The sequence below is a fragment of the Bifidobacterium apri genome, assembly GCF_009299485.1.
Taxonomy (GTDB): Bacteria; Actinomycetota; Actinomycetes; order Actinomycetales; family Bifidobacteriaceae; genus Bifidobacterium; species Bifidobacterium apri.
Map to the genome: position 1 here is coordinate 315,707 of NZ_WBSO01000001.1, position 12,294 is coordinate 328,000.

The window sequence follows — 12,294 nt, forward strand, 5'->3', positions numbered from 1 at the left end:
TTCGCCCCGGCTCTCACTCTCTCCAGTACGGCACGCTCTACCACGTTGGAATCACGCGCCAACACTGTACTCAATGACAGCAACCCCGACATTAGGATGCAATCGTTGTCATTACTACACACTGTACAACATGCCAACAACCGGCAAGCGCTGCGCGCCAGACACCATGGGAGCCGGAATACGCATCCGTGTCCACAGGCATTCCTACGATAGCTCCCATAATCCAATGCAGGGGAGCCCAGCCGCAAGGTCGGGCTGAGAAAGGCAACGTGCCTGACCCTTAGAACCTGTTGGTTAGAACCAGCGTAGGGAGCAATGATGAGCACAGACGCATCACCAGACACCAGTGGCAACTCGTCCATCGTTGACGACGCCAAGCGATTCAGCGCGCATACCGAAGCCACGCCGCTCGCCGACGACGATCACCAACGCGAGCTGATCGCCCAAGCCGTGGACAGCGTGCGGGACACCACCCCGCTCGCCCAGTCATTCACGAATTTCGTGACCATCAACCTTGTCGCTAACGCGCAGCTTGCCGCAGGAGGCACCGCGGCAATGAGCTACCTGCCGGACGATATCATCGATACCGCGGCCATCGCCAAAGCCACGTATATCAACGTCGGCACCCTACTGCCATTCTTCAAAGACGCTCTGGGCAACATCGCACGTTCATTGCACGCCGCGCAACACCCATGGGTGCTCGACCCCGTGGCCGCCGGAATCGGCAGGACGCGTTCCGCCATTCTCTGGGCTTTCCGCTCCGCTCCCCCGACCATCGTGCGGGGCAACGCCTCGGAAATCATTGCGTTGGCGGGAATCTGGGATCTCAACGTCCCGTCCGCCGACCCTCACACCGACACCACCAGACCGGCCGGTGTCGAGGCGGTGGATGATGTGGACAGTGCACGTGACGCCGCCATCATTATGGCTCGGTATTTGCGCGGATACGCTCCAAACCACCGTGCCGCGGTCGCCGTGTCCGGCGCAACCGACCTCGTGACCGATGGCGATACCGTCTACCGGTTGCCCGGCGGCAGCCCGATGATGACCAAAATCACCGGAGCGGGATGCTCGCTCGGAGGCGTGACCGCCACCTATCTCGCCGTAACCGATCCGCTTACCGCCGCATTGACCGCGAGCGCCCTGTACAATCGCGCCAGTGAAGAAGCCGAGCGTGCCAGCCACGGTCCGGGCAGCTTCCAGACCGCATTCCTGGACGCCCTGTGGAACACCACTGCGCAGACGGTTTCCCAGTCTCCAATCACCGCTGAATCCGCCTGACCGGCACGCTACGCTACATCGCGGCGTCGTGCCGATTGCCGGGGCGTGTACCGTCCGGCGGTACGCATGCAAACGTAACCATTCCGCCGCGTGATATCACCATGCCATATCTGGTATCAAGCGGATGAATCGTTCGCATATTCTGTAGCCTCAAGCCATCACCGAACATACTTTGGAATCCATACCGGCTTCCATCAACAGAAAGAACACCATGACCAACCCATCCAACCCGTATCCCTACGCCTCCATGCGCGACAGCTTCGACCTGACCGCCTACTGCATTCTCGGCTCGCAAGACACCAAAGGCCGGCCGGTCGGCGACATCGTCGACGACGCACTGCAAGGCGGAGCAACGTTCATCCAGCTGCGCGACAAAACCGCAGACGCCAAACAGTTAACCGAAACCGCACGCGATATCGCACAAATCATCGAAGACAACGGCAAGTCCGACACTGTCGCATTCGTCATCGACGACCGCGTAGACGTGGTTTGGCAGTGCCGCAACCTCGGCATCAAAGTCGACGGCGTACACATCGGACAAGACGATATGGACCCCCGCGAAGCGCGACAGCTGCTCGGCGACGATGCCATCATCGGATTGAGCGCGGAAACCGAAAGCCTCGTCAAACTCATCAACGAACTGCCCAGCGGCTGCATCGACTACATCGGCGCCGCACCGCTGCACCCCTCAACCACCAAGCCCGAAGCCATTGTCGTCGAAAATGACGGCAGCAAGCATTTCCTGAGCATCGACCTCATCAACACCATTTGCGCCGCCAGCGACTATCCGGTTGTCATCGGCGGAGGTGTGACCCTCGCCGATATGCGCGATCTGGCAGCCTCCAAAGCCGCCGGCTGGTTCGTGGTTTCGGCAATCGCCGGGGCTGAGGACCCGAAAGCCACCACTCAAGCGATGGTGGATGCGTGGCGCAGCGTGCGCGGCAGCGGACATCACGGATACGCGGCGCGTACCATCTCGAACGCACCGGCAGCGGGGACAACATCTGTGGGGGACGCCAATGAGGTGGCGGACGGCAACCTGCCCGCCACCTCACTCAACTGTTCACAAGCCGCCAAATCCGGCAACTTCACCAACGCGAAAGCTGCAAAGGAAGCCGCACGACTCGCCAAACAGCAGCGCGTCGACATCGCCGCACGCGGCTGCACGCAACGCGACAAGGCACACATCCGCAAAACCGAACGCGTCCATTTCGAGAACGAATCCGGCAGCTACGACCTCGACGTGCCTTACACCGAAATCAAACTCTCCGATACCCCCGGTGTCGGCCCAAACCCGCCGTTCCACGATTACAACACCGAAGGCCCCGCATGCGACCCGAAAGAAGGACTCGCGCCACTGCGCCTCGACTGGATCCGCGACCGAGGGGACGTCGTCGAATACGAAGGCCGCGAGCGCAACCTCGCCGATGACGGCAAGCGCGCGGTCAAACGCGGCAAAGCGACCAAGGAATGGCGTGGACGCAAGCATAATCCATTGAAAGCGGCAGGACACCCGGTCACGCAGATGTGGTATGCGCGGCATAACATCATCACGCCGGAAATGCGCTTCGTCGCAGCGCGCGAACATTGCGACACCGAACTCGTCCGTTCCGAACTCGCAGCCGGTCGTGCCGTCATGCCTTGCAATATCAACCATCCCGAAGCCGAGCCGATGATCATCGGTACGAAATTCCTCACCAAACTCAACGCGAATATGGGCAATTCCGCGGTGTCGTCATCCATCGACGAAGAAGTGGACAAGCTCACGTGGGCAACCAAGTGGGGTGCGGACACGGTCATGGACCTGTCCACCGGCAACGACATCCACACCACCCGCGAGTGGATTCTGCGCAACTCCCCCGTTCCGATCGGCACCGTGCCGATGTACCAGGCGCTGGAAAAGGTCGAGGATGATGCGACCAAACTCAGCTGGGAACTGTTCCGCGACACTGTGATCGAACAATGCGAGCAGGGCGTGGACTACATGACCATTCATGCGGGCGTACTGCTGCGATATGTGCCGCTGACCGCGAATCGTGTGACCGGCATTGTGTCACGCGGCGGCTCGATCATGGCGCAATGGTGCATGCAGCACGAGCAGGAAAGCTTCCTGTACACGCACTTCGACGAATTATGCGAGATTTTCGCGAAGTACGATGTTGCGTTCTCCCTGGGCGACGGTCTGCGGCCCGGAAGCCTCGCCGACGCGAACGATGCCGCCCAAATCGCCGAACTCATGACGCTCGGCGAGCTCACCCAGCGCGCATGGGATCATGACGTGCAGGTGATGGTCGAAGGCCCCGGGCACATCCCCTTCGACACGGTCCGGATGAACATCGAAATGGAGCAGGCGATTTGCAAGGGCGCGCCGTTCTACACACTCGGCCCACTGACTACCGACACAGCCCCCGGCTACGACCACATCACCTCGGCGATCGGCGGCGTGGAAATCGCACGATACGGCACCGCCATGCTCTGCTATGTGACGCCGAAAGAGCATCTGGGACTGCCGAATAAGGATGATGTCAAGCAAGGTGTCATCACATACAAGATCGCCTGCCACGCGGCGGATATCGCCAAACACCACCCGCACGCGCAGGACCGGGATCTGGCGATTTCCAAGGCTCGCTTCGAATTCCGTTGGCTTGACCAGTTCAACCTGTCGTATGATCCGGACACCGCCATCGCCTACCATGACGACACGCTGCCGGCGGAACCTGCGAAAATGGCGCATTTCTGCTCGATGTGCGGGCCGAAGTTCTGCTCGATGGCGATTTCGCAGAATATCCGCAAGAAATACGGGAACGCAGCAGCACAGGAGCGCATTGTCGCCGGGGTTGACTCGCGCGGCGGCGCAGCAGGCGTGCAAGTCGGCGCGAATGTGAGCGGCGTGAAGGCTGCTGACGATGGTGATGGTGACGGTGATGGTGATGCCCGGACCGCTACAGGCGTCGCGGCCAGTGCCGCTGCCGCCACCGAAGGAATCCGAGCATGAGTGACACATTGCCGGCACGCGCATCTTCGCACGATTCGCCCAGCCGACCTGTGAAGGCCGCAACCACTACCCTGCCCGCAGTCCTCACCATCGCCGGCAGTGACTGCTCCGGCGGCGCAGGCATCCAAGCGGACCTGAAAACCATGCTCGCGTGCGGGGTCTACGGCATGAGCGCCATCACATCCATCACCGCGCAAAACACCCAAGGCGTCAAGGCGGTCGAAGACGTGAGCCCCGGTATCCTCACCGCCCAGTTGGATGCCGTATACACCGACATTCCGCCTGCCGCAACGAAAATCGGCATGGTATCCAACGCCCGGCTCATCGAAGTAATCGGGGATGCACTGCGAACATATCAGGCCGCAAACGTCGTGCTCGACCCGGTCATGGTTTCCTCCAGCGGAACACGGCTACTCGACGAGAACGCCGAAAGCGCCCTGACCGGGTTGTTCGGGCTCTGTCGGCTCATCACCCCGAACATTCCCGAAGCGGAAGTGCTCTGCGGGCTGGCTGCCGGCTCAATCGACACCGCAGATGCGATGGCGGACGCCGCCAGACACATGACTGTGAACTACGGATGCGCGGCTCTCGTCAAAGGCGGGCACAGCGTGCAAGGCGCAAGCGACGTGCTGGCCGAACCGGACGGGAACGTGACTTGGTTCCGCGGCGAGCATATCGACAACCCCAACACGCACGGAACCGGATGCACGCTCTCGAGCGCGATTGCGAGCGCACTGGCACGAGGAGAGACACTGACGTCGGCGATTCGCGACGGCAAGGCGTATCTGACCGGCGCCATCGGCGCGGGACTGGATTTAGGGCACGGTTCGGGGCCCATGAATCACGCGTGGCTGTGGCGGCGACGCTGACGCGGGGATGACGATGAGGCGCGATTGCCGTGACCGTGACGGCGACAGGCCTGTGGCCGTGATATGCGCGCGACAGGCATGCAGGTTCCCGAGCGTCACACTCGAAATCGGGTACGACACCGGGCATGGTACCGTGCACACCATCATCGGCGCCGCCGACGCACGCTCCTCGTCATCATGACCGGAGATAATCAAATCAGCAACACAATCAACCGGAATCCGCACAACCCGATAACGGCCTGTAACGGATTCCCATGAATCCTATGAGAAAGGACGAAGCATGACCCTCGATCGCAATGCGGAACGTCAGGAAGTACCTGTCGATCCTGAAACCGGCAAACCGTATATCAACACCGTCGCCGCCGTCGCTATCAGCCCTGCCGGCGCAAGCCCTGAAAAATCGACGTATGTGGCGCAAGCGGTCGATGTCATCCGCCAATCCGGGCTGCCCAACGAAACCAACGCCATGTTCACCAATATTGAAGGCGATCTCGATCAGGTGCTCGCCACCATTCGCGATGCGACCATGAAGCTCGCCGGGCAGGGATACCGCACTGATGTGGTCATCCGGCTGGACATCCGCCCCGGATTCAGCGGGCAGATTCACGCCAAGCAGGAACTCGTCAACGAAATCCTCGACGGGAAGCCCGAACAGGCGAAGTGACAGCGGTATCTGGTCGTGGTGTGACAGTGTCGTCGCACCACGGCGAGATGCCAGCCTACGCGATGACGCAAGCCGGGATATCCAGCCGGAGTGCAACACGACAATCACACCACGACAAGATTCGCAATACGCGCGCACAGCGAGTTTGGCAACACATCGCTTACAATGGTCGCCGGTAGCAACAGCAAGAAGAAAGGCCACGCTATCCATGACCACCATGCAGGACGTCGCCGACATCGCAGGCGTGTCCAAAGCCAGCGTATCGCTCGTACTCAACGGCCGTTATGCCGGACACGTCAAGCCGCAGACCGCGGAACTCATCCGACAGACCGCCGCAAAACTCGGCTATCGTCCCAACCAACTGGCGCGCAGTCTACGCACCAGCCGCACGCATATGCTCGGCTTCATCAGCGAAGAAGTCGCCACCACCCCATACGCCGGCGGCATCATCCTCGGCGCACAGGACGCCGCCAGCGCATACGGATATGTGCTTCTCACCGTCAGCACCGACGGCATGGCGAACGAAGAGCAAGAGCTTGCTGCGCTCATGCGTTACGGCGTCGACGGATTCCTGTATTCGAAAATGTCCAACCGCATCACCGACGTACCTCACATCCTCACCGATTATCCGCTGGTTCTCGTCGATGCCACCGACAGAAGCAAACGATTCCCCAGCGTCGAACCCGACGAATTCCGAATCGGATACGATGCCGCCAAACGACTGATCGACGCGGGATGCAAACGAATCGCATACGTCGGGTGCTCGGAGCCACTCATCGCGCAATCGCGACGGCTGCACGGATACCAGGCAGCGCTCAGCGACGCCGGTATGCCGATCGACGACGCGTTACACGTCGACGTGCTCAACAACGGGCCGGCATTACGAGCAGTCAGCAAGCTGTTCGACGAGCAGAAGCCGGACGGGTTCTTCTGCTTCAACGACGCCCGCGCATGGTATGTGTATGAATGCGCTGCGCGACGGGGACTGATTGTGGGACGTGATATTTCCGTGGTCGGCGTGGACAACCATCGCGTGTTCGCCGAAACCCTCGACCCGCAATTGACCACCGTCGAACTGCCGCATTACGAAATGGGTTATTGGGGGGCGTGTCGGCTGATTTCCATCATCGAAGGGCATGACGTCGACACTTCGGTGTGGCCGGAGACGCCTGCTCCCCTGCCGCCGCTCGATGCGCCGATCCCGGCGGCGATCCACTGCAAGCTCATCGATAAGAAGTCGGTGCGCGAGTAGTGCTCGCAGCCTGGGGACGTGGCGATGCAGCAGGTGCGATTGTTACGATCGGCTGTCTAATCCGCCGATTGCACAGTGGCAAGATACCAATCAACCACCAACGGAACCAGGCAACCCACGCCGTAGCGCGACCAACCAGTCACACCACAGCAAGATACCCCGGACCCACCCGCCGAATCGGGCGGTATCACCATGTAGTGCGACCAACCAGTCACACACAGCAAGATACCCGATTCCCCCGGCTGCGTCTCACCGCGCATCCGACAACGCCTCCGGACACCCCTCACACACCCACGCCCCACCGCACTCCATTACGCCGCATCTCCCCTACGAGCCGCACGACACGCCGTGCGTAAACCGATTGACGTAAACCGTTTTACCCCCTATTGTTATCGCTACAGCAAGGCGTAGCAGCCTTGCCAAGCCAGCTCATCACTGATGCCGACAAATCAACATCGATACAAGCCAAAGGACGATGACGCAACCGCATAGCAGCGGCATCCACCAGAAAGAGACCATCATGGATAAGACACAAACCAAGAAATCGCCGTCCCCATGGAGCAACCCCTCCTACCTGCAAAGCTCATTCGGCATCTTCATGTTCTTCTGCTCGTGGGGCATCTGGTGGTCCTTCTTCTCCCGCTGGCTCACCGATCCCACGCACGGCCTGGGCATGACCTCCGCACAGCAGGGTGAAATCTACTCAATCAACTCACTGGCGACGCTCATCATCATGTTCGCCTACGGCACGATTCAAGACCAGCTCGGCATCAAGCGGCGCCTGGTCGTCATCGTCTCGGCGATCGCGGCATGCGTCGGCCCGTTCGTGCAGTTCGTGTATGCACCGATGCTCAACGCCGGCGGCACGGTCCGTATGATCGGCGTGCTGCTCGGCTCGGTGGTGCTGTCCGCCGGATTCATGGCGGGCTGCTCGCTCATCGAAGCGGTCACGGAACGCTATTCGCGTCATTTCGGCTTCGAATATGGCCAGTCACGCGCTTGGGGCTCCTTCGGCTACGCGATTGTCGCCTTGTGCGCCGGTTTCCTGTTCAACATCAACCCGATGCTCAACTTCTGGGTTGCCTCGCTGTTCGGCGTGGGTATGCTGTGCGTCTACCTGTTCTGGGTTCCTTCCGAGCAGAAGGACGAGCTGCGCAAGGAAGCCGACCCGAATGCCGCCCCGACCAACCCGTCGCTCAAAGAAATGGTCTCCGTCCTTAAAATGCCGACCCTGTGGGTGCTCATCGTGTTCATGCTGCTGACCAACACCTTCTACACCGTGTTCGACCAGCAGATGTTCCCGAACTATTACGCTTCCCTGTTCCCCACCACGGAAATCGGCAACGCGACATATGGCACGCTCAATTCGTTCCAGGTGTTCCTCGAGTCGGCCATGATGGGTGTCGTGCCGATCATCATGCGCAAGATCGGCGTGCGCAACGCGCTGCTGCTGGGCGCCACGGTGATGTTCCTGCGCATCGGCCTGTGTGGCGTGTTCCACAACCCAGTCGCCGTGTCCATCGTCAAGTTGTTCCACTCGATTGAAGTACCGCTGTTCTGCCTGCCTGCGTTCCGCTACTTCACCCTGCACTTCGACACGAAGCTGTCCGCGACCCTGTACATGGTGGGCTTCCAGATCGCCTCCCAAATCGGTCAGGTAATCTTCTCCACTCCGCTGGGTGCGCTGCATGACCATTTGGGCGACCGTCCGACCTTCTTCACCATCTCGGGCATTGTGTTTGCCGCGTTGATTTACGGCATCTTCGTCATCAAGCGCGACGATCAGGAAGTCGGTGGCGATCCGTTCTATACCGACAAGCAGAAGCGCGCAATGGAGGCGGCAGCTGGTTCCCAGGCCTGACACCTGCATATAACCGCTGTTCATCGTCACTCAGGAATTTCCCGATTCCCGGTTCTCGATTTCATCGCTGGCCGTTTCCGTAAACTCCACAGGCTTTTCCAAGCAATCGTCCGTCTTACGGAAACGGTCAGCACAATGTCAACAACGAAGCAACAACAAATCAAGGATGATTATGACAAACAACACTTCCGCCGACGGCATGCAGAACGCCACGACAACCTTCGCATCCGGCTTCACCCCGTCGCAGCCAGTACTCACCCCCATTCGTGACCAAGCGGCACAGCTCGAGAAGGCCGAGGCAAGCATCCGCAAGTTCGAAGCAGCCCGCAACGACCGCTGGTATCCCCTGTTCCATATCGCCTCCAACGGCGGCTGGATTAATGACCCCAACGGATTGTGCCATTTCAAGGGCCGCTGGCATGTCTTCTATCAGCTCCATCCGTACGGCACACAGTGGGGTCCTATGCACTGGGGTCACGTCTCCTCCCCCGACATGCTGCATTGGCGGCGCGAGCCGGTCATGTTCGCCCCGTCGCTCGAGCAGGAGAAAGACGGCGTGTTCTCCGGTTCGGCAGTGATTGGCGATGACGGCAAGCTGCGCTTCTACTACACCGGACACCGTTGGGCCAACGGACACGACAACGCCGATGGCGACTGGCAGGTGCAGATGCTCGCCGAAGCAGACAACGACGAACTCACTCACGCCACCAAGCGCGGCATGATCATCGATTGCCCGCTCGACCGCGTCTCGCACAACTACCGCGACCCGAAAGTGTGGAAAACCGGTGACACCTGGTACATGACCTTCGGTGTGACTTCCAAGGAGCATCGCGGCCAGATGTGGCTGTTCTCCTCGCACGACATGGTGCGCTGGACGTACGAGCGCATGCTGTTCGAACATCCCGATCCTGACGTGTATATGCTCGAATGCCCTGATTTCTTCCCGATTCGCGACTCTCACGGGCGGGAACGTTGGGTCATTGGTTTCTCAGCGATGGGCGCCAAGCCGAGCGGGTTCATGAATCGCAATGTGAGCAACGCCGGATACATCATCGGCGATTGGACGCCTGGCGAGGCCTTCAAGCCGGAAAGCGAGTTCCGCCTGTGGGATTGGGGACACAACTTCTACGCCCCGCAATCCTTCACCGACGGCGACCGGCACATTATGTACGGCTGGATGAGCCCGTTCACCCCGCCGATTCCCATGGAGGATGACGGCTGGTGCGGCAATCTCACCTTGCCGCGTGAAATCACGCTTGGCGACGACGGCGATCTACACACCGCTCCGGTAGTGGAAATGACCGGACTGCGCAAGCACACCACCGAATTCGGATCGGTTCGGCTTGATACCAACGAGCTGAAGACCATCATGCCGGATGCCCAGGCAGTGGAAATCGAAATGACCATCGACCTGCGCGAAACCACCGCTGAGCGCGCGGGACTACGCGTCCATGCGACCGATGACGGCGCATTCACCGCAATCGGCTACGATGCGCAGACACAGCGGGTGGTCATCGACCGTCAGGCGGCGGCGCGAGGCGATCGCGGGTACCGCGCCGCACCGCTGAGTGAACAGGAACTGACGTCGGGATTGCTCAAGCTGCGTGTGTTTGTCGACCGCGGTTGCGTCGAGGTGTATATCAACGACGGACGTCAGGTGATGAGCTCCTACAGCTACCCGTCTGCCGGGCCGCGCGCGATCATGTTGGCCGCCGAATCCGGCGGCATGGCGGTGCGTGACCTCACCGTACACACGCTCGCCTCGATCGGGCTGGCCGACAAGCGGTGATTGCGCGCAGTCTCGGTGTGTGATCATCGGCGTGCGGTGCGACGGTTCAGTCGCACCGCACGCCGATACCATTTTGGCTCACCCACGAAACCTGCGGCATCTCGCCGCCATGCGACCACCCCGCCACACCACGGCGGGATATCCCCCGGACCAACCAAGAAACCCGGCCAACCACATCACTCAGCGACCAACCAGTCGCACCGCGGCGAGATATTGCCGTTCCTTCTCCTGGCCAGTCCGCCATGTTCCCCCATGTTCCCTATCTCACCCATCTTGCCTATCTTGCCCATTATTTCCCCAGCGATTTCTGATATTCCGCGGTTGTTGCTCACCTGAACAGTCAATCCTGCGTACAATGAGGATATGGTCACGATGAAGGATATCGCAGCAATGGCGCGCGTATCGACTTCCACAGTCTCGCTGGTCATCAACCACCGAGACAAAGGCCGTGTCAACCCCAAAATTGCGGCACGCGTCTGGAAAGTCGCCAACAAACTTGGATATCACCCCAACGCCATGGCAAGTTCGCTGCGTAGCGGCCATACACACGCCATCGCCTTTATCAGCGACCAAGTCGCCACCACCCCATACGCCGGCGAAATCATCCATGGCGCCGAAGATGCCGCACGCCAGCTCGGATACATGATGTTCATCATCGACGCCGACGGCGAGCGCGATATCAGCGACGACATCGCCCGCACGCTCAGCTGGGGTGTGGACGGTTATATCTACGCCAAATTCGCCAACCAGTACATCAACGTGCCGCCGACACTCCACGGTCAGCAGGTTGTCGTGGTCAACGCCGAGGAACGTACCTTCATCCACCCGCGGATTGAGCCGGACGAATTCACCATCGGGTACGACGCCACCATGCGCCTGATAGATGCCGGGTGCCGTCGCATCGCATATATCGGTTGCGATGAGCCGGCCATCGCCCAGATCGGACGGTTCAAAGGGTACCGGCAAGCGCTCCGGGACTCGGGATTGCCGTTCGAAAAACAGTTGGCCAACCGGGTCTCCCACGGGCGTGCCGCGCTCGAAGCCGTATGCAAGCTGCTCGACGACATGCATCCGGACGGCGTGTTCACATTCAACGACGCCCGCGCGGTCTATGTGTATGATTATGCGTTTCAGCACGGGCTGACCATCGGCAAGGATCTGTCAGTCATCGGGGTGGACAACCATGAGGTCATCTGCGACACCACCGTGCCGGCATTGACCAGCGTGGAACTGCCCCATTACGAGATGGGATTCTGGGGAGCGTGCAAAGTCATCTCCATGATTGAAGGCGCCGACCCGATTGAGCAGGAGCGCGTCACGCCATCATACAATGCCGCGTCCATGCCGCCGCTGGATGCTGACGGTCCTACGCGGATTCATTGTGCCATCGTTGAGAAAGAATCCATCGTCGGCGGTCCGCGCACGCGCGACGATTCCGAACCGGCGCAGACAGCTGGGAGCGACGCGAATCCGAGCTCATCTGCTTCTGCCGACGCTCACGACGCCCCCAGCGTCGATAAAAGCCTCCACCGACGCTCACAGGCTGCTCAGCGTCGGTAGAAGCAGGCATAGGTCACCCGGCA

Annotated in this window: 8 protein-coding genes, 2 pseudogenes and 1 riboswitch; all 10 genes and pseudogenes read left to right on the forward strand. The window is 60.3% G+C overall.

Going from position 1 to position 12,294, the window contains the following annotated elements; genetic code table 11:
* The first annotated feature begins 220 nt into the window (after positions 1 to 220).
* Positions 221 to 329, forward strand: a riboswitch (TPP riboswitch).
* The 10 genes and pseudogenes from thiM (at position 319) to DSM100238_RS01195 (ending at position 12,271) form a co-directional block, all read left to right on the forward strand.
* A complete protein-coding gene (gene thiM, locus DSM100238_RS01160) occupies positions 319 to 1,281 on the forward strand; it encodes a hydroxyethylthiazole kinase (protein WP_152354977.1) in 963 nt (320 codons plus the stop codon). It overlaps the preceding riboswitch by 11 nt.
* A 211-nt stretch (positions 1,282 to 1,492) precedes the next feature.
* Positions 1,493 to 2,252, forward strand: a pseudogene (locus DSM100238_RS09670) (thiamine phosphate synthase); the annotation flags it as partial.
* A gap of 110 nt (positions 2,253 to 2,362) precedes the next feature.
* Positions 2,363 to 4,276, forward strand: a pseudogene (gene thiC, locus DSM100238_RS01165) (phosphomethylpyrimidine synthase ThiC); the annotation flags it as partial.
* Positions 4,273 to 5,145, forward strand: a complete 873-nt coding sequence (thiD, locus tag DSM100238_RS01170; RefSeq protein ID WP_240812268.1) for a bifunctional hydroxymethylpyrimidine kinase/phosphomethylpyrimidine kinase — start codon at positions 4,273 to 4,275, stop codon at positions 5,143 to 5,145. The pseudogene thiC and the gene thiD, both read left to right, overlap by 4 nt.
* Positions 5,146 to 5,158: 13 nt before the next feature.
* Positions 5,159 to 5,326 (forward strand): hypothetical protein, encoded by a 168-nt coding sequence (locus DSM100238_RS09300; RefSeq protein ID WP_167510959.1) that lies wholly within the window; start codon positions 5,159 to 5,161, stop codon positions 5,324 to 5,326.
* A gap of 99 nt (positions 5,327 to 5,425) precedes the next feature.
* The gene (locus DSM100238_RS01175; RefSeq protein WP_152354898.1) at positions 5,426 to 5,809 is read left to right on the forward strand and encodes a thiamine-binding protein; all 384 of its coding nucleotides are present in this window, start codon (positions 5,426 to 5,428) and stop codon (positions 5,807 to 5,809) included.
* Between the two features lie 208 nt (positions 5,810 to 6,017).
* A complete protein-coding gene (locus DSM100238_RS01180; RefSeq protein WP_152354899.1) occupies positions 6,018 to 7,061 on the forward strand; it encodes a LacI family DNA-binding transcriptional regulator in 1,044 nt (347 codons plus the stop codon).
* 520 nt (positions 7,062 to 7,581) lie between these two features.
* On the forward strand, positions 7,582 to 8,922 hold the full coding sequence (locus tag DSM100238_RS01185) for an MFS transporter (RefSeq protein WP_152354900.1): 1,341 nt from the start codon (positions 7,582 to 7,584) through the stop codon (positions 8,920 to 8,922).
* 199 nt (positions 8,923 to 9,121) lie between these two features.
* Positions 9,122 to 10,711 (forward strand): glycoside hydrolase family 32 protein, encoded by a 1,590-nt coding sequence (locus tag DSM100238_RS01190; protein WP_152354980.1) that lies wholly within the window; start codon positions 9,122 to 9,124, stop codon positions 10,709 to 10,711.
* A 363-nt stretch (positions 10,712 to 11,074) separates the two neighbouring features.
* The gene (locus DSM100238_RS01195) at positions 11,075 to 12,271 is read left to right on the forward strand and encodes a LacI family DNA-binding transcriptional regulator (RefSeq protein ID WP_152354901.1); all 1,197 of its coding nucleotides are present in this window, start codon (positions 11,075 to 11,077) and stop codon (positions 12,269 to 12,271) included.
* The last annotated feature ends 23 nt before the right edge of the window (positions 12,272 to 12,294 follow it).

Bases quoted from the DNA above. Each gene is read 5' to 3' on its own strand.
- thiM (WP_152354977.1), top strand. From the start codon at position 319: ATGAGCACAGACGCATCACCAGACACCAGTGGCAACTCGTCCATCGTT.
- thiD (WP_240812268.1), top strand. From the start codon at position 4,273: ATGAGTGACACATTGCCGGCACGCGCATCTTCGCACGATTCGCCCAGC.
- DSM100238_RS09300 (WP_167510959.1), top strand. From the start codon at position 5,159: ATGAGGCGCGATTGCCGTGACCGTGACGGCGACAGGCCTGTGGCCGTG.
- DSM100238_RS01175 (WP_152354898.1), top strand. From the start codon at position 5,426: ATGACCCTCGATCGCAATGCGGAACGTCAGGAAGTACCTGTCGATCCT.
- DSM100238_RS01180 (WP_152354899.1), top strand. From the start codon at position 6,018: ATGACCACCATGCAGGACGTCGCCGACATCGCAGGCGTGTCCAAAGCC.
- DSM100238_RS01185 (WP_152354900.1), top strand. From the start codon at position 7,582: ATGGATAAGACACAAACCAAGAAATCGCCGTCCCCATGGAGCAACCCC.
- DSM100238_RS01190 (WP_152354980.1), top strand. From the start codon at position 9,122: ATGCAGAACGCCACGACAACCTTCGCATCCGGCTTCACCCCGTCGCAG.
- DSM100238_RS01195 (WP_152354901.1), top strand. From the start codon at position 11,075: ATGGTCACGATGAAGGATATCGCAGCAATGGCGCGCGTATCGACTTCC.